The organism is Pseudomonas sp. S31, from assembly GCF_016648105.1.
Classification (GTDB): domain Bacteria; phylum Pseudomonadota; class Gammaproteobacteria; order Pseudomonadales; family Pseudomonadaceae; genus Aquipseudomonas.
In genome coordinates this window covers 116,787-135,413 of the sequence record NZ_JACVVE010000004.1, presented here as the reverse complement: position 1 = coordinate 135,413, position 18,627 = coordinate 116,787, and the positions used below count along the sequence as shown (strand labels likewise).

General features: G+C 67.8%; 12 protein-coding genes. All 12 read left to right on the top strand.

The window, feature by feature from the left end; all coding sequences use genetic code 11:
• Nucleotides 1-7 precede the first annotated feature (7 nt).
• The 12 genes from IAE37_RS05195 (at nucleotide 8) to IAE37_RS05140 (ending at nucleotide 18,429) form a co-directional block, all read left to right on the top strand.
• A complete protein-coding gene (locus IAE37_RS05195; RefSeq protein ID WP_201170270.1) occupies nucleotides 8-1,279 on the top strand; it encodes a 3-hydroxyacyl-CoA dehydrogenase NAD-binding domain-containing protein in 1,272 nt (423 codons plus the stop codon).
• 35 nt (nucleotides 1,280-1,314) lie between these two features.
• Nucleotides 1,315-2,115 (top strand): enoyl-CoA hydratase-related protein, encoded by an 801-nt coding sequence (locus IAE37_RS05190; RefSeq protein ID WP_201170268.1) that lies wholly within the window; start codon nucleotides 1,315-1,317, stop codon nucleotides 2,113-2,115.
• Nucleotides 2,116-2,281: 166 nt separating this feature from the next.
• Nucleotides 2,282-4,759, top strand: coding sequence for a helix-turn-helix transcriptional regulator (locus IAE37_RS05185; RefSeq protein WP_201170266.1), 2,478 nt, complete (start codon nucleotides 2,282-2,284; stop codon nucleotides 4,757-4,759).
• Between the two features lie 164 nt (nucleotides 4,760-4,923).
• A complete protein-coding gene (locus tag IAE37_RS05180; protein WP_201170263.1) occupies nucleotides 4,924-6,567 on the top strand; it encodes a GMC family oxidoreductase in 1,644 nt (547 codons plus the stop codon).
• Between the two features lie 13 nt (nucleotides 6,568-6,580).
• Complete coding sequence (locus tag IAE37_RS05175; RefSeq protein ID WP_201170261.1) at nucleotides 6,581-8,059, top strand: aldehyde dehydrogenase family protein; 1,479 nt, start codon at nucleotides 6,581-6,583, stop codon at nucleotides 8,057-8,059.
• A 53-nt stretch (nucleotides 8,060-8,112) separates the two neighbouring features.
• On the top strand, nucleotides 8,113-9,294 hold the full coding sequence (locus tag IAE37_RS05170) for an aromatic ring-hydroxylating oxygenase subunit alpha (RefSeq protein WP_201170257.1): 1,182 nt from the start codon (nucleotides 8,113-8,115) through the stop codon (nucleotides 9,292-9,294).
• A gap of 51 nt (nucleotides 9,295-9,345) precedes the next feature.
• Nucleotides 9,346-10,581 (top strand): CaiB/BaiF CoA transferase family protein, encoded by a 1,236-nt coding sequence (locus tag IAE37_RS05165; RefSeq protein ID WP_201170243.1) that lies wholly within the window; start codon nucleotides 9,346-9,348, stop codon nucleotides 10,579-10,581.
• Between the two features lie 18 nt (nucleotides 10,582-10,599).
• Nucleotides 10,600-12,138, top strand: a complete 1,539-nt coding sequence (locus tag IAE37_RS05160; protein WP_201170240.1) for a class I adenylate-forming enzyme family protein — start codon at nucleotides 10,600-10,602, stop codon at nucleotides 12,136-12,138.
• A 23-nt stretch (nucleotides 12,139-12,161) separates the two neighbouring features.
• A complete protein-coding gene (locus IAE37_RS05155) occupies nucleotides 12,162-13,028 on the top strand; it encodes an alpha/beta fold hydrolase (RefSeq protein WP_201170237.1) in 867 nt (288 codons plus the stop codon).
• Between the two features lie 290 nt (nucleotides 13,029-13,318).
• A complete protein-coding gene (locus IAE37_RS05150) occupies nucleotides 13,319-15,757 on the top strand; it encodes a CaiB/BaiF CoA transferase family protein (protein ID WP_201170233.1) in 2,439 nt (812 codons plus the stop codon).
• Entirely contained in the window at nucleotides 15,754-16,608 is an 855-nt protein-coding gene (locus IAE37_RS05145) for a crotonase/enoyl-CoA hydratase family protein (RefSeq protein ID WP_201170230.1), read from the top strand. The genes IAE37_RS05150 and IAE37_RS05145 overlap by 4 nt, the downstream gene beginning before the upstream one ends.
• Before the next feature lie 153 nt (nucleotides 16,609-16,761).
• The gene (locus tag IAE37_RS05140) at nucleotides 16,762-18,429 is read left to right on the top strand and encodes a DUF1302 domain-containing protein (RefSeq protein WP_201170227.1); all 1,668 of its coding nucleotides are present in this window, start codon (nucleotides 16,762-16,764) and stop codon (nucleotides 18,427-18,429) included.
• Nucleotides 18,430-18,627: the final 198 nt, after the last annotated feature.

The following is an 18,627-nucleotide window of genomic DNA, read 5'->3' as shown; positions in this document are numbered from 1 at the left end:
GCCGGCCGTGGCGAGCTTCCCTCTCGATCCGGGTGATGACGATGCTTTCGCCGCGTGCGAAGACCTGCTGCTGCGAACCTGCGTGGTCGGTGCTGGGGTGATGGGCACCGGCATCGCCTACACCTGCGCCAGCCATGGCTTGCCGGTACGCCTGAAGGACGTCCGCGGCCAGGCGCTGATGCAGGCGCAGCACGACATGCAACGCTGGCTCGCGCGCCATGGCGCTGGCCTGGGGGCCGCCGAGCTGGGTGGGGTGCTGCGTACCCAGCTGGACTACCAGGGCTTCGAATGCGCCAGCGTGGTGATCGAGGCGGTGGTGGACAACCTCGGCATCAAGAACAAGGTGCTGGGCGAGGTGGAAGGCCTGGTGGCTGCCGATGCGGTGTTGTTGTCCAACACCTCTTCGCTGCGCATCGACGACCTGGCTGCGGGCCTGCAGCGCCCGCACAACTTTGCCGGCATGCATTTCTTCAACCCTGCGCCACTGATGCCGCTGGTGGAGGTCATCCGCGGGCGCCAGACCAGCGACTACGCGGTTCAGACGGCCGTCAAGCAGGCCCAGGCGATGGGCAAGATCCCCATCGTCGTGCGCGACGGGCCGGGGTTCCTGGTCAACCGCATTCTCATGGCCTACATGCATGCCTTCTTGCGCCTGCTCGCCGATGGCGTGGACTTCGAACGTATCGATCGCGCTGCCGAAGCGTTCGGCTGGCCGATGGGGCCGGCCTATCTGGAGGATGTGGTGGGCCTGGACATCGGCACGCTGTCCTGCGACCTGATCTTCGCCGGTTATCCCGAGCGCATGCCACACCTGCCGCGCAATGCCTTTCGTGTGCTGCTGGACGCAGGCCTGCTCGGGCAAAAGGGCGGCGCGGGCTTCTACCGCTACCGAAGCGGGGAGGATGGGCGCCTGGAGCGTTCGGTCAACCTGCAGGCCAGGCAGTTGCTGCGCGAGCAGGTGGCCAGCGAAGCGCTGCACCTGGAAGACGGGCAGATCCTGGATCGCCTGATGCTGCCGATGATCATCGAAGCGGTGCATGCCCTGCAGGAGTCGGTCGTCGGCAGCGCCATGGAACTGGACCGCGCCTTGTCGCTGGGCATCGGTTTCCCCCCGCTGCGCGGGGGTGCCTTGCGCTACGCCGACGAGCTGGGCGCCGCGCAGGTCGTGGCGCGTTGCGCCCGCTATCGCCACCTGGGCGAAGCCTACGAGGCGCCACCGCTGCTGCGCGACCTGGCCAGCCGCCAGGGACGCTTTCACGAAAACGACGGCGCCCGCTAGCCGTCGTCCCGACTACCCATCGAAGGACACTGCAGATGACACAGAGCTACCGCTACATCAGCTACCGGGCCGAGGGCGCGTTGGCCATCCTCACCCTCGACCTGCCGGAGAAGCTCAATGGCCTCAGCGGCCCCATGCAGGCGGAGGTGCGCGACGTGCTGGCGCGGTTGCAGGCGCAGCAGCAGGTCCGCGCGCTGATCATCACCGGCGCCGGCAGGGCATTTTCCGCCGGGGCCGACCTGGCCGACATCCTTGCCCAGGGCGACGGCCAGGCCCAGGCCGAGCACACTTACCGCGCCATGCTCGAACAATCCAACCCGATGATCCGCGAGCTGCGTGCGTCGCCTGTGCCCATCATCGCTGCGGTCAATGGCATCGCTGCCGGTGCCGGGGCCAGCCTGGCGCTGGCCGCCGACATCGTGGTGGCAAGTGAATCGGCCGGGTTCCTGATGCCGTTCATCCCACGCCTGGGTATCGTGCCGGATCTCGGCATGACCTGGATGTTGCCGCGCCTGTGTGGCGACGCGCGTGCGCGCGGCATGCTGTTGCTGGGCGACCGTATCGCGGCGCGCCAGGCTGCCGAGTGGGGGCTGATCTGGGCCTGCGTGGCCGATGCCGAGCTGATGGACGTTGCGCGCAGCCTGGCCGCGCGTCTGGCAGCCATGCCGCGCCACGCCACTGCCGAACTCAAGGCGTCGCTCGACAGCGCCACGCGCTCTTCGTTGGACGAGCAGTTGCAGTACGAGGCAGATCGCCAACGCGAACTGTTGGCCCACTCAGCCTTCCAGGAGGGCCTGGCCGCCTTCTTGGGCAAGCGTGCGCCGGTGTTTCCCTGAGACCGATTGAAGGGTGATTGATTAACTACTACCGTTAGGTTTAGCTTAAGGCCAGACAATAACAACAAGGCGCCGGCCGAACCCCCTCGGCTGGCGCTCATCGAGTGCCAATGTGATGCCTACGGTTCCCTCTAGCGCAGGTCGTACAGGCTGGGCGCTGCAAGAAATGTGTCAGGTTCTGGCGCAGTGCGCGGTCGAGCTACGACCGTTGCCGCGTCCTCGACTGATCATTCCGACCCTGGAAAATATCGAACGCCAGAAGATAACGCTGATCCAGGGGCCGGCCGGCAGTGGCAAGTCGGTGCTGCTCGGCCAGTTGCTCCAGGCTTTGGGGCCGGGCATGCAGTCGGCCATGCTTTCGCTGGAGACCGGCCTGGCACCGGGCTCTTCCCTGCGCGCTACCTTGCTGTCGTTGTTCGCGCGTTTCTCGGCCATGGGCCGCGGGCGTTCGCGTTTCGTGATCTTTCTCGACGATGCCGACGACCTGCTGGCCAGGGAGCCCAAGGCGCTCGAGCAATGCCTGGGCAGCCTGCCGCCGCAGGGGCGGCTGGTGATCGCCAGCCGGCGGCCGCTGCAGGTGTTTCACCGTGGCGTGGTGTCTGGCCGAGAACAGGCGCTGCGCCTCGAAGACCTGTTGTTCACCCTTGACGAACTCGGCGCTGCCCTGACCCAGGCGGCCCGGCCGCTGAATGCGGCGGCGCTGATGAGTATCTGGCGCTACAGCGAGGGGTGGCCGGCCGTGGTCGCCTTGCTGTGTGCCAGCGACCCGGGGGACAGCGCACTCGATGCCCAGCACCTGTTGCAGGCATGGTTCCAGGAAGAGGTCCTGGAAAGCCTCGAACCGGCGCTGCTGGATTTCGCCCTGGACGCCAGCACCGTCGACCCGATGCCCCCCGACCTGCTCGACCGCATGCGCGGCCAGCCGGGCAGCCACAAGCTGTTGCGGCGCCTGGCCGAGCACCATGACGTGCTGATCCACGCCCGCTCGCGGTTTCCCCGGCCGCTGATGTTCAGCCTGCGCAGCCAGCACTGGCGCACCTCGGCCCAACGCGTGCGCGAGCTGCATCGGGCCGCCCTGGAAACACTGCTCGACGCCGGCCAGCCCGAGGCGGCCCTGGAGCATGCCTACCAGATGGGGGACCGGCCTTTGTTGCTGCGCCTGCTGCTGCAGTTCGAACAGGCGCTGCTCGGCGCCGGGCGCATGCGCTCGCTGGCGCGCTGGCTGCAGGCACTGGACGAGGAGGGGCTGCTGGCGCAAGCCCCTGGGCTGCAGCTGACGTTGGCCTGGGCGCTGTTGTTCTGCAACGACCAGGACGCTGCGCTGGCCATCGTCCACCGCCTCTGGCGAATGGTGCTGAGCGCCGAGCAGGAGCGTGGCTTGCAAGCGTTGGAGCTGACCTGGTTGAGCATGCGCGACCGCGTCGAGGCACTACGCGAGCGAGCGCGGCCGTGGGCGGGCAGCGCGGCCATGGATTCGTTCGCAAGCGGTATTCATCACTGTACCTTGGCGCTGCTGCAACTGGTCGACGGCAACCTCGACGGTGCGCCGCAACGCCTGGTGCAGGCGGGTGGTTTCGTCGGCGACTATGCCGCCTCGATCAGTGCCATGGCCTGGCTGTTCAAGGCGCAGCCGCAGCGTGCGCTCGACACACTGCGCAGCGTGCGCGGGCAGGCCAGTAGCAGTGGGCGCGGCAACTCCCTGGTCGCCACGCTCGAGGCCCTGGCGTTGTACGAGATGGGCCGCTGCGACGAAGTGCTCGGCCTGCTCGAGCTGCACATGCCGATGCTGCGCCAGACCGGCTTGCTGGACCAGATCATCCTGGCCCACAAGCTGCAGGCACGGATCCTCATCGGGCGCGGTGACAGCACCTTGGCCCAGGCCACCCTGGCAGCGCTGGAGTGTCTGGGGCGTGCGGGCAAGTTGCCACGGATGGTGTTCAGCGCGCGTCTGGAAGGCGTGCGCTGTGCGCTGGTGCGCGGCGATGCCACGTTGGCCCGCGAGCTTCTAGAGCCGCTACGCGACGACCCCTGCGCGGCGCTGGTCGAGGATTTGCACCTGTTGCCGGGTGATGCTGATACCTGGCAACTGATGGACGCCCGCGTGAGCTTGCATGAGGGCGGCGACAGTCAATTGCCCGAGCGTCTGGCCGAGGCACTGGAGAAGGCCCTGGCCGCCGCTCGCCAGCGCCGGGCGCTGAGCCTGCGCATCCTGCTGGCCATGGCCCTGGAGCGGCGTGGCAACGAGCACGCCGCCGTGCGCGCCATGGAGGCCGCCCTTGAGTTCGCCGAGCCGAAGCAGTTGCTGCAGCCGTTTCGGGACGAGGGGCGGGCGGCCTTGGCGCTGGCCTTGAAGACCGGCCAGTTCGTGCCTGGCCTACGTGGTTTCGCCGTGCAGTTGGCCGACGGCTCGGGCCTGAAGCTGGCGGAAGGCGCGGCGGGCAGTGCCGGCAACCTGACCGCCAAGGAGCTGCAGGTGCTGGCCCTGGTGGCCAGCGGGCAGAGCAACGACGCCCTGGCGGAAAAACTGTTCGTGTCGGAAAGCACGGTGCGGACCCATCTGCGCAGCATCAACGCCAAGCTCAACGCCCGCAGTCGGCTCGAGGCGCTGGCCATCGCCCGGCGCGAGGGGTTGATTGCGGTTTGATCGGGTAGGCGAGCCCCTCGCAGTCACCACACTGATTCGTCGGTTACGACGATGCCCCTCGCCAGGGCCTCCCCGATACTCGTCCCAACCCCCGTGGCTACTGGCCTGCAAGGCTCCCTGCCGAGCATCGGCAGCCCCCCTCAACCCAAGCATCGAGGCGCGAAATGCAGTCATCCAACCCGCAAACCCTGGTCGCCGACTACGTCATCGTCGGTGGCGGTAGCGCAGGCTGTGTACTGGCGAACCGGCTGAGCAGCGGAGGACGCTTCCAGGTCATCCTGCTCGAAGCGGGCGGCGAGGCCGACTCCTTCCTGGTGCGAATGCCGGCCGGCATGTCGCGGCTGATCGGCAATCCACGCTTCGACTGGCAATACCCCAGCGCGGCGGATGCCTCGATCGGCGGGCGGCGTTTCGACTGGTCCGGGGGCCGCCTGCTCGGTGGCAGCAGCTCGATCAACGGCCAGGTCTACATCCGTGGCAGTCGCAGCGACTACGACCACTGGGCCGCCTCTGGCTGCAGCGGCTGGAGCTTCGACGAATGCCTGCCGTACTTTCGTCGCGCCGAGGATTTCGCCGGCCCACTGCACCCAGCCCATGGCCAGGGCGGCCCGCTGAGCGTCGCGCCGCAGCGCGACCCGCACCCGCTGTCGCCAGTGTTCGTCCAGGCGTGCGCGGCCGAAGGGCTCGCCACCTTGGACGACTACTGTGGCGGTGATCAGCACGGCGCGTTCCTGGCCCTGGCTACCCAGCGCGAGGGTCAGCGCTGCGGCACCGCCCAGGGCTACCTGGCGCAAGCGCGCAAGCGGCCCAACCTGCGCGTGCTCACTCAATGCATTGCCCGTCGCGTGCTGTTCAACGGTCAGCGCGCAGTAGGTGTCGAAGCCCTATCGGCAGGCCGGTTGCTGCGCATCGAGGCGCGCTCCGAGGTGATCGTCAGCGCCGGCACCGTCGGTTCGCCGACGCTGCTCATGCGCTCCGGCGTCGGCCCCGCCGCGCACCTGCTGGAACAGGGCATCGCAGTGGTGGCGGACCTGCCCGGCGTGGGCGCCAACCTCCAGGAACACGCGGGTGTCGGGATCAACAAGCGGGTCAACGTGCCCACCTACAACAGCCAGATGGGGGCGCTCGACGTGGTCCGCCACCTGGGCAACTACCTGTTGCGCAAGCGTGGGCCGATGGTCACGCCGGCGGTGCAGGCAATGGCCTGCGCCAAGTCCCGCGACGGCCTGGCCGAGCCCGACCTGCAGTTGCATTTCCTGCCGCTGAGCTACGACATGGCGCCGGACGTTCGCTGCTCGGCCCTCGCGCAGATGACCCGGGAGCCGACGGTGATGATCCAGGCCAACGTCTGTCATCCCTTCAGCCGCGGCCAGGTGCGCTTGCGCAGCGCCGACCCCGACGTGTTGCCGTTGCTCTCCCACCAGTTGCTGGGCGATCCGCGTGACCTGGGCACCCTGGTCGCGGCGTGCAGGCTGATGGAACGATTGTTCGCCGCCGACCCGCTGCGTCGGTTCGTCCATGGCGACCGTACGCCGTCGCCGCGCCCTGCGGACGATGCGGCGTGGGAGCGCTTCGTCCGGGCCAATGCGGTGGTCTGCTACCACCCGGTGGGCACCTGCCGGATGGGCAGCGATGCCCAGGCCGTGCTCGACCCGCGCCTGAACGTGCGTGGCGTGCAGGGCCTGCGGGTGGTCGATGCCTCGGTCATGCCGCGGCTGCTGAGCGCCAACACCAACGCGGCGGCGATCATGATCGGCGAACGCGGCAGCGATTTCGTACTGGCGGCCGCCCATGCGCTGGCGGCCTGAGAGGGAGATGAACATGAACGACTTCTTCGCCCTGTACGCCGAGCATGACCAGGCCGCCCTGCGGGCCAGGCTCGAACAGATGCGCGCGGGGTTCCTCAGCGAATTGCCGGTCACTTTCGAGGTGCGTCGCGACCGCATTCGTCGTGCCATCGCCATGACCCTCAAGCACGCCGATGCCCTGCTGGCCGCCTCGCTGCAAGACTTTCCGGGGCGCCGGGCCGAGCTGGCGCGGTTGACCGACTTGTTCATGCCCCTGGAGGCGATGCGCCACGCCGAGCGCAAGCTGGCAGCCTGGATGAAGCCGCAAAAGCGTGGCGCGCCGCAACCGTTCTCGCTGTTCGGCGCGCGGGCGCAGGTGCAGTACCAGCCGCTCGGCGTGGTCGGTGTGGTCGCGCCCTGGAATGCACCGTTGACGCTGTTGCTGCTGCCCCTGGCGACCATCCTGGCGGCCGGCAATCGTGCCTTCCTGCGCCCCAGCGACCAGACCCCGGCCTGTGCCGCCGCCCTCGATGCGGCTGTGCGCGAATACTTCGCCGCGGACGAGGTCAGCGTCGCACTGGGCGGCTTGCAGACCTCCCAGGCGTTTACCGCATTGCCGCTGGATCACCTGCTGTTCACCGGCAGCACCGGAGTAGGGCGCGCGGTGGCGGCGTCGGCGGCGGAGAACCTCACGCCGTTGACCCTGGAGCTCGGCGGCAAGTGCCCGGTGTTCGTCCTGGCCGATGCCGATGTGGACGAGGCGGGGCGGCGCTTGGCCTTGGGCAAGTTGATGAACGGCGGCCAAGGCTGCCTGTGCCCCGATACCGCCTACGTGCCGGCGGCGTTGCAACCATCGCTGCTCGCGGCGATGGACGCCGAGGTAAGGCGCCAGACGCAGGGCGACGACCTCTGCGGGCTGTTCAGTGCGCAGCATTATCAACGCCTGCAGGCGATCGTCGAGGAAGCCCGGCAGGCCGGCGCCCAGGTACTGACCCTGGGCACGCAGGCGTGCGACGAGGCACGTCTGCGCATGGCACCGACGGTGATCGTCGACCCGGCACCGACATTGCGCGCCAGCCGCGAGGAACTGTTCGGCCCGGTGCTGGTGCTGCGTAGCTGCGATGCGCTACTGCCCGCCATGCAGGCCCTGCGCCAAGGTGAGAAACCGCTTGGGCTGTACGTGTTCTCGCGCAGCCGACACGCCGCGCAGCAAGTGCTGGATGCCAGCTTTTCCGGCGGCGCCACGGTCAACGACACGCTGATGCACCTGTCGGTCAAGGACCTGCCGTTCGGCGGCGTCGGCCATAGCGGCATGGGCGCCTATGGCTTCGGCATCGAAGGCTTTCGCTGTTTCAGCCACGCCCGCGCGGTGTACTGGCAGGGTGGCCCGTTCGGCTTGCTGCGGGCCATGCATCCACCCTACGGCACGCTCTACCGGTTCGCCATCGAAGGCACATTGCGCCGCTGGCAACGGCGCTACGCGGATGTACCGCCGCGCGGCAGCCGCAGCTGAAGCCATCACCCCAGACCTATTACAGCCGTTCAACGGCGATACCGGAGAACCCCATGCAGCCCGAGAAGAAACTCGATATCGCAGTGAACGAGGCCGTCTCGCAACGCCTCGTCACCCACTTGCGCGAAGACACCACCGACCTGGCCGAGCATGACCTGTTCGTGCCCGCCAGCGACTTCGTCAGCCACGACCGCGCGGCGTCCGAGGTGGCGGTGATGAAGTCGCTGCCGATGGTGGTCGCGCATGCTTCGGAAATCCGCGACAACGGTGATTTCCTCACCCGCGAGATCCTCGACATGCCGTTGCTGATCGCCCGTCAGAGCGATGGCAAGGCGCAGGTCTACCTGAACATGTGCCGCCACCGTGGCGGCCGGGTCGAACAGGCTGCCCAGGGCAACAAGCGGGTGTTCATGTGCCAGTACCACGGCTGGTCCTACGACCGCGACGGCGGGCGCCTGCGCACGGTGCCGTTCGAGTCGTCGTTCGAAAAGATCGACCGCGGCTGCAACAGCCTCATCGCCTTTCCCACCGAAGAACGCCACGGCCTGGTGTTCGCGGTGCTGTCCGAGCAGGGTGCAACGGCCCTGGCCGAGTATCTCGGGGCAGAGGTCGACGCGCAGATGGCGCCTTGGCAGCTCGAGGCCTCCAGTGTGGTGATCGACAAGACCTTCACCCTCGACATCAACTGGAAGCTGGTGATGGATGGTGCCATCGACATCATCCACCCGCGCTTCCTGCACCCGGGCGGCGTCGGTGACCTGATCGAGTCCAACGTCGGGGTGTTCAAGGACTATGGCCGGCACTGCCAGCATTTCGGCGCGCGCACCAAGCTCAAGGCCCTGGCCAAGGCCGAGGCCGGCTTCAGCGGCGGCTCGAAGTACATCGGCTCGAACCTGGTCATCTACCCCAATTCGATGATGATCGCCGCACCCGAGCACGTCGAGTTCTGGACCGTCTGGCCCTGCGTCGGGCAGCCGGGGCGTTCGATCACCCACCTGCGCTTTCTGGTGCGCGACGCGATCCTCGACGACGCCCTGCGCGCCCGCGTCGACAAGAGCTGGGAAATCCTCCAGCACGCGGCTACCCAGGAAGACTGGCCGATGGAGCGCTTCATCCAGCAGAACGCCGAAGCCTGGCCGCAAGGCCAATACCGCTACGGGCGCAGCGAGCTGGCGTGCGCGCACCTGCACCGCCAGCTGCAACGGGATATCGATGCGGCCGCTGGCCAGGCCTGAAACGGCGCGCCTGGGGTGCGCCGGACAACAACAATAACGAGGAAACACCCGATGTCCGGTTATGACTTTCTCAATGGCTTGCGCGTGCTCGAAGTGGCGCAGCTCGGCCCGTCCAGCCTGGGCGGTTACCTTGCCGACATGGGCGCGCAGGTGATCAAGGTGGAAGGCGCCGACGGCGACCCGGTGCGGCGCAGCGGCCAGCATGCGGTGGGCGCGCCCGATGGCCTGAGCTTCCTGCACCTGCGCTGGAACCGTGGCAAGCGCAGCCTGGGCCTGAACCTCAAGCACCCGGAAGGGGCGGCGATCTTCTTGCAGCTGGCGGCCCAGAGCGATGTTGTCATCGAAGGCATGCGCGCCGGTGTGCTGGAGCGCCTGGGGTTGGGTTACGAGACATTGCGTGAACAGAACCCCAAGCTGGTGTTCTGCTCGCTGTCGGGCCTGGGTAGCACCGGCCCCTATCACACCCAAGGCTCCCATGGCCCGTCGTTCGATGCCTTTGGCGCGCTGTCCTCGCTCAACCCCTACGCCTTGCCGCCCGAGCTGCAGGCGGCCGGTGGCGTGGTGCCGGTGGGCATGCATGCCATGGGGCTCAACGCTGCGCTGGGTACGCTATCGGCGCTGCTGCGCGCGCAGCGCACCGGGCAGGGGGCCTACATCGAAGTCAGTGGCGCGGAATCGGCCGCGCACTGGCTGCCCGACGCGGTGAACGCCAGTGCCAACGCCGCGCTGCTGCACGAACGCCCGGGTTTTCTCAACAGCCACAAGCGCATGGCCGGCTGGCCGAGGCTGAGTGCCTACCGTACCCGGGACGAGCGCGGCATTTTCTTCCAGGGGCTGTTCCCCCGGTTCTGGAACCGCTTCTGCGAAGTGCTCGATCGCCCGGACCTGGCGCAGATCTACCAGCGCATCGACGACTCCGGCGCTGCCGACGAGGCGGTCCACGTGGCGCTGAGCGAGCTGTTCGCCAGCCGCGACTACGAGCAGTGGATGGCCCTATTCGTCGCGCACGACATTCCCGCCGGGCCGGCCAACAGCACCGACACCCTGGTGCACGACCCGCACTTCCTGGCCCGCGACAACCTGTACGAGGTCGAGCAACCCGGTGCCGGCCATCTGCGCCTTTCGTCCTCGCCGGTGAAGACCAGCGGCCAGCGCTTCGCGCCCGGCGCCGCCCCTGAGCAATGGCAGGACTCCAGCGCACTGCTGCGCGAACACCTGGGCCTGGACGACGAGGCGCTGGCGCGCCTGCAGGCCAGCGAAGCCATCTACCTGGCGCAAGCCGACTGAGCGAGCGGAACCCTCTCTATGCAAAACCTCAACGAAACCTTGCGTTACTGGGCGCGCCGCTGGCCGGAGCGCCTGGCTTTGCGCAGCCATGATGGCGACCTCAGCTGGGGCGAGCTGGACCGCGGCAGCGACGGCATCGCCGCCGGCCTCCACGCCCACGGTCTACGCCGGGGCGATCGCATGGGCATCCTCATGCACAACCGCAATGCCTTCATCGAGACCCTGCTCGGGGCCTGGAAGCTCGGCGTGGCGGTGACCCTGCTCAACGTGCGTTTCACCCCGCGCGAGATGCTCTACCCGGTGACCGATGCCGGGCTAACGTTGATCGTCACCGAGGCCGCGCTCGCGGGGATTCTCGACGAGGCCCGCGAGGCCGCAGCGGGGCTGCGGGTGTTCTCGGTGGACCCAGCGCCCGGCGTCCAACCCCTGGATGCACTGCGCCTGCCGCCGGAACAATTGCCCGAGGTGCGGGTCCCCCCCGAGGACATCGCGCTGATCTGCTACACCTCCGGTACCACCGGGGTGCCCAAGGGCGCGATGATCAGCCACGCCAACCTGCTGGCGTCGAGCCTGGCCCGGGTCATCCCCTGCGGCATCAGCCATGTCGACAAGCTGCTGGTCTCGCTGCCGCTGGCCTACACCGGCGGCATGTGCAACTACATCCGCGACGGCCTGTTCCCGGGCTCGACCACCGTACTGGCGGCGAGCTTCGACACCGAGGAGCTGATGCAACTGATCACCCGCGAACGAATCAACACCTGGACCGTGGTGCCGGTGCTGCTCGAGCGCATGCGCCAGCACCCGGCGTTCGCCGAGATGGACTTCTCCAGCCTGCGCAACCTGGTCGCCGGGGGCGCGCCGGTAAGCCCGTTCCTGTTGCAGTCGTGGCAGCAGGCGGGGGTCTCGATCACCCAGGGCTACGGCCTCACCGAGGTGTCTGGCGGTTTCGCCACCTTGCTGTTCCATGACGAGGCCCAGCGCAAGTTCGGCTCCGCCGGGCGCGCGGTGATGCAAGCCGAGGTCTGTGTGCTGAATGCCGCGGGCGAGCCGGCGGCGCCAGGGGAGGTGGGTGAGATCTGCGTGGCCGGGCCGATCGTGATGCAGGGCTACCTGAACAAGCCCGAGGACACCGACGCGATTCGCCAGGGCCGCTGGCTGCTCACCGGCGACACCGGGCGCATGGACGAGGAGGGTTTCCTGACCATCGTCGACCGCAGCAAGGACATGCTGATTTCCGGTGGCCTGAACGTCTACCCGGCAGAGCTCGAACACACCCTGGCCGATGTGCTGGGCGGCGCCGAGTTCGCCATCATCGGCGTGCCTGACCAGGGTTGGGGCGAGGTGCCGATGATCGTTGCCTACGGCGCCGAGGTGGACATCGAGCGCTTGAAGGCGCGGTGCCTGGAGCAACTGGCCGACTACAAGCGGCCGCGTTTTCTGGTGCTGCTGGACGCGCCGTTGCCGCGCACCTATTCCGGCAAGGTGCTCAAGCGCGAGCTGCGCCAACGCTTCGCCAGCGTACCGCAGCACGCGGTATGCCTGAAACAGGCGCGCTAGCGCCCTAGAATGGAGACGATTGCATGCACTGTGAAGCATCCACCCACACCCTGCGCGGCGCGGCCCTGGCCGGTAGCCGTGGGGTGAACCTGGCCGCCGACATCGGCGGTGGCGCCGGCCAGGCCAGCGTCATCCTGTTGCACGGCGGTGGCCAGACCCGGCACTCCTGGGGCAAGGCCGCCAGCGACCTGGCTGGCGCCGGCTATCACGTCATCTCGCTGGACCTGCGCGGCCATGGCGACAGCGACTGGGCACCTGACGCCGACTACACCCTGGAGGCGTTCGTCGGCGACCTGCGCGCGGTCATCGACACCCTCGACCAACCACCGGTGATCATCGGTGCCTCGCTGGGCGGCGCCACGGCGCTGGTGGCGGTGGGCGAAGCCGAGGCCTCGCTGGCACGGGCGCTGGTGCTGGTCGACGTGGTGCCGCGCATGTCCAGCGGCGGCGTCGAGCAGATTCGCGCCTTCATGCAGGGCAACCTGGGCGGTTTCGCCACGGTGCAGGAAGCCGCCGACGCGGTGGCGCGCTACCTGCCGAACCGGCCGCGCCCCAGTTCCAGCGACGGGCTGCTGAAGAACCTGCGCGAAGGCCCGGACGGCCGTCTCTACTGGCATTGGGACCCGGCGTTCCAGGTCGGTGATCGGCGCATCGACGCCAGCCTCATGACCGCGCGGATGGAAGCCGCAGCGCGCCGCGTGCGGGTACCGACCTTGCTGGTGCGCGGCAAGCAGAGCGACGTGGTCAGCCACGAGGGCGCCAGCCAGTTGCTGGCGCTGATGCCCCATGCCGCCAGCGTCGATGTCGAGGGAGCCGGGCACATGGTGGCCGGTGATCGCAACGACATCTTCAACAGCGCCATCCTGGCCTTCCTGGCCGACCTGGAGTAGCCGCTGCGACGCCCAATGGGGTGCAGTTCCTGTGTGAGCAACTGTCTTGCTCAAAACTTGAAAAGCCTGCTCCACCCTGTGGGAGCGGCGGTGCGGCGATCCGACTTGCCCGCGAACACGGGCGAAGCCCGTGCCATCCACTGCGTCGCCTGTTTCGCGGGTAAACCCGCTCCTACAGGGTCGCGCAGCTCATCAAACTGCTGCGGAAAAATCGTCGGAACCGATGACGACCCCACCCAGGCCCTCGCCCGATACTCGGGGCCAACCGCGCCAGAACAAGAGGCACAAAGATGGACAACCCCGCTCTGCAGGCCACCCTCCCGTTGTCTGGGGTGCGCGTGCTCGAACTCACCTTCGGCCATCTGGAAGGCTGTGGCCGATTTCTCGCCGACCTGGGCGCCGAGGTCTTGCTGGTCGAGCCCAAAGGCGGCCTGCCATCGCGCAATCGGCCACCCTTGAAGGCCGGCGCCAGCCTGCACTTCGCCAGCCACAACGCCAACAAACGCAGCCTCGAACTCGACCTGGACGACCCTGCGTCGATCCAGCGGCTGGGCCAGTTGCTCGACGGTGCCGACATCTTCCTCGAGTCCACGGCCAAGGGTTGGCTGGCCGAGACCGGGCTTGCCGCACACCTGCGCGCCGACCTGGTCAGCCTGAGCCTGACCGACTTCGGGCGCAGTGGCCCCTACGCCGATTTCAGCGCCAGCAACGCCGTGCTGCTGGCCATGGGTGGGGTGCTGGCGCGCTCGGGCATCAAGGGCTCCATGCCGCTGCTTCCACCGGGTGAGCTGGCCTACCAGACCGCCGCGCTGCAGGCCGCCTGGGTGGCCTTGAGCGCGTTGTTGAACGTGCGCCGGGGCGGGGAAGGGGGCTACTTCGACTTTTCCGTGCACGAGTCGACCCTGCAGGTGCTCGACCCCGGCATGGGCGTGACCGGTAGCGCCGCCGGTGGTCGCAGTGCCCTGGAGCTGGCGCCGCGGGGTCGGCCGCCGTTCGGCAATGGCTACCCGATTTTCGCCTGCCGCGATGGCGCGGTGCGCATCTGCCTGCTCAACCCCCGGCAATGGCAGGGCATGTCGGCCTGGCTGGGTGACGACCATCCGTTCACCGACCCGGCGTTCGCCAGCCTGTCGCGCCGGTTCAAGGTGATCCGCGAAATCAACGCCGTGATCGCCGAGCACTTTCGCGATCAGCCGGTGGCTGAACTGGTGGCCGAAGGGCAGCGTCGCGGCGTGCCGATCGCCGCGGTGTCGCAGCCGCAACAGGTGCTGGAAGACCCGCACTTTCGCGCCCGCGAAAGCTTTGTCGAATTGCCCCTGGCGCCAGGGCTCAGTGGGCGCCTGCCGTTCGGTTTCGTCGAGATCGATGGACAGCCAGCGGGCGTGCGCCATCCGGCGCCAGCGCTGGGCGCCGACAACCGCCTTCATTGGCCACCGGCCCCGGCACCCGGGACGTTGCAGGCACAGCGCCGCCCGTTTGCCGGCATCCGCGTGCTCGACCTGGGGGTGATCGTCGCGGGTGCCGAACTCGGGAGGCTGCTGGCCGACCAGGGCGCCGAGGTGATCAAGGTGGAAAGCGGCGCCTATCCCGATGGCCTGCGCCAGTCGCTGGACAATCGGCCGATGAGCATTTCCTTCGCCCAAGGCTCGCGGGGCAAGCGCTCGTTCGGCTTGAACCTGCGCGATCCGCGGGGTGTCGAGCTGTTCAAGCAGTTGGTGGCCCAGGCCGACGTGGTGCTGTCCAACTTCAAGCCGGGCACGCTCGAGTCGCTGGGCATCGACCATGCGGTACTGCGCGAGGTCAAGCCCGACATCATCATGGCTGACAGCAGCGCCCTGGGTAATCATGGCCCGCTCAGCCGCAGCATGGGCTACGGGCCGCTGGTGCGTGCCAGCACCGGCCTGACCTGGTTGTGGCGCTACCCCGAGACCGACGCCGGCTACAGCGACAGCACGACGATCTTCCCCGATCACTTCGCCGCGCGGGTGTCTGCCGCAGCCATCGCCGCAGCCCTGATCCGCCGTGAGCGCACCGGCCAGGGCGGGCGCGTCAGCGTCTGCCAGGCAGAAGCCATCCTGGCCACCCTGGCCAGCGAATACCTGGAGGAGTCGGTTGCCGCAGGATCCTTCGTGGCGCGCGGCAACCGTGACCGTTTCGACGCGCCGGGCAATGTGTTCCCCTGCGCCGGCGATGACGAGTGGTGCGTGGTCAACGTCAAGGGCGATGCCCAGTGGCAGGCGCTGTGCGCGGTGTTGCAGCGTGAGGACTGGTTGCACGACCCACGCCTGGCCGATGCCCGGGGGCGCCTGGCGCATGCCGAGGAACTCGAAGCCGGACTGGCGCACTGGACCGCCCAGCGCACGCCTGCGCAGGTGCGCGAGCAACTCCAGGCCCAGGGAGTGCCGGCAGGCGACATGCTGCGCCTCGACCAGCTCGCCGCCGATCCGCAGCTGCAAGCCCGTGGCTTCTTCCGCACCTTGCACCAGCCGGGCCTGGACGCGCCGCTGCTGACGGAAAACACCCCGGCGCTCGGCCCGCTGCCAGCGCCGCAGATCCGCCCTGCGCCGTTCATGGGCCAGCACACCCACGAGATTGCCGAAACCCTGCTTGGCCTGGACGCCGCTGCGCGTGCGCAGCTGGTGCGCGAGGGCGTGCTGGAGCCGGCGACGGCGGATGTCCTCGAACTGCTTTCGGCGTTTTCCTCTCAGCCACTGGAGACCCCTTCATGAGTTGCCCGACCTACGACAACCTGCTGTTGACCCTGGACGACGACGGTATCGCCGTGCTCCAGCTCAACCGCCCGGACAAGCTCAACGCCTTCACCTCGGCGATGGTCCAAGCGTTTCTCCAGGCGCTCGACTTCACCGACAGCGATGATCGCGTCCGCGCCGTGGTGGTCACTGGGGCCGGGCGCGCCTTCTGCGCCGGTGCCGACCTGTCGTCTGGTGCGGGCAGTTTCGACTACGCCGGCGACGAGGTGATGCGCGACGAAGGCGGCCTGCTCACCTTGCGCATCTTTCGCAGCCTGAAACCGATCATCGCCGCGGTGAACGGTGCGGCGGTCGGAGTGGGGGCCACGATGCAACTGGCCATGGACGTGCGCCTGGCCTCGACCGAGGCGCGCTTCGGCTTCGTCTTCGCCCGGCGCGGCATCGTGCCGGAGGCGGCGTCGTCGTGGTTCCTGTCTCGGGCGGTGGGGGTCTCGACGGCGCTGCAGTGGTGCTATTCGGGGCGCCTGGTCAAGGCCGACGAGGCCCTGGCCCGAGGCCTGCTGCATTCAACCCACGATCCGGAAAAACTGCTGGCGGCGGCCAAGGACATGGCGCGCAGTTTCGTCGAGCACAGCGCGCCGGTTTCTCTCGCCGTGACCCGGCAGATGATCTGGCGCATGAGCGCCGCCGACCACCCGATGCAGGCCCATGAACTGGACAGCCGGGCGGTGCAGGCACGGGGCCGTTCGGCCGATGCCCACGAGGGTGTCGCGGCGTTTCTGGAGAAGCGCCCGGCGCAGTTTCCGGGCAAGGTTTCGCGCGACCTGCCGGCGTGTTTCGACTGGCAGGGCGAACCGCTGTTTCGCTGAGGCGGCGACCCGGGCCAAGCCGTCGAGAAAATCGTCGCAACCGACGATGGGGCATCGACAGACGATGCCTTAGCGTTGATTGCGACTCCGGGCTGGTGTCCGGAAGAGGATGGTCATCGAGATCCAAGAATAACTACAAGAGGAGAACCGCTGATGAAGGTCAGTCGGAGAGCGTCTGGCAACAAGGCGATGCAGTTGGCACTTCTGCCGGCGATGGTGATGGCGGCGGCCTGCAGCGGCAACGCGCAGGCGTTCACGTTCCAGACCGAGGACTGGGATGGCTACTGGGACAACACCCTCACCTACAACCTCGGTTTCCGTGCCCGCGATGTCAGCAACAAGATCGGCAACGACCCGGCCTACGACGAGTCGGAGTACAAGTTCCGCAGCCGCGGCGACGTGGTGACCAACCGCTTCAACCTGCTCACCGAGCTGGGCGGCACCTACAAGGACAAGCTGGCGCTGCGGGTATCGGCCCAGGGCTGGCACGACTTCGCCTACAACGATGACGTCAAGAGCAACCCAGGCGAGTACGCCCCAGGCGTCAGCTACGAATCGCTCTCGGCCTACTCCAAGGGGCACTACAACGACGGCGTGAAAGACAAGTACATCACCGGCGGGCGTCTGCTCGATGCCTTCGTGCAGTACTCCGACATCTTTGCCGATCGCTCCTACACCGTGCGCCTGGGGCGCAATACCCAGTACTGGGGTAACGGCCTGTTCTTCCCGTTCCAGAGTATTTCCTACTCCCAGGGCGCCATCGATGGCATCGCCGGGGCTGCCGCACCCGGTACGCCGGCCAAGGCGCTGTTCATCCCGCGCAACCAGGTGAACCTGAGCACCCAGCTGACCTCCGAATTCGCCGTTGGCTTCCAGTACTTCCTGCAGCGTGCCGAGAACGTCCTGCCCCAGGGCGGTACCTACCTGGCACCTGCGGACTTCCTGTTCAACGGCCAGGACAACATGCTCGGCGTGCCGCGCGGGTCCAACGAGCGAGCCCCCGACCTGCACAACAACTTCGGTGTGAATGCTTCCTGGCAGGCGACGCCGGACACCACCATCGGCGTCTACTACCGCAAGCTCGACGAGGTGCAGCCGTGGGCGCCGCTGTTGCGGCTGCAGGGTGGGGCACCCAACTACTTCCTGTCCTACAACCAGGACGTCGATCTGTTCGGCATCAGCGTCGACACGCCATTGGGTAACAACAGCCTGGGCCTGGAGCTGTCCTACCGCGATGGCACCGCGCTCAATACCGCACCGGGCTTCGTCGCCGACGACCCTGATCGGGGGGCGACCGGCAACGTGGTCAACCTGATCGCCAACGTGCTGGTGCCATTGGGCAGTACACCGCTGTACGAGTCCGGCACGTTCATCGCCGAACTGGCGCATACCCGGGTGCTGTCGGTCGATTCGAGCAACAAGTCGCTGTACAACGGCGAAGGCTACGATGGCTGTGCCGGCAACAAGTGGGATGGTTGCTCGACCCGCAGTGCCACGGCCTTGGCGCTGTCGTTCACGCCGGAATGGAACCAGGTGTTCCCTGGCGTCAACATGAGCATGCCGAGCAGCCTGACCGTGGGGCTGAAGGGCAACCCTGGCGTGCTTGGTGGCACGGCGCAGGGGTCGTACAAGTTCTCGGTGGGGGTGGCGGCCACCTACATGAACAGGCACACGCTGAAGGTCGAGTACATCGGCAGCCGCGCGCGTGCCGGCGGGACCACCCTGACACCGTCCGGGCTGGAGGTGTATGACGGTGGTAACGGGCCATACATGCTCAACGATCGCGATTGGGTTTCGATTACGGCGCAGACGACGTTTTGAATGTGTGCGGCGCTTCGTGGGGTTTGGCTGAAGAGATGCAGCGCCGCTGAAATCGAGCGCCGCCCGCGCGGCGCTCGATCGGCGCCCCCCCACATCACTCACGCCATCCTTGCCAGCCTCCCCACCGCTTCCAAATCGTCGTATCCGACGATGGCAACACGGCCCAGCCTCTTAAAATCGAAGCCAGCCCCGGCCTGT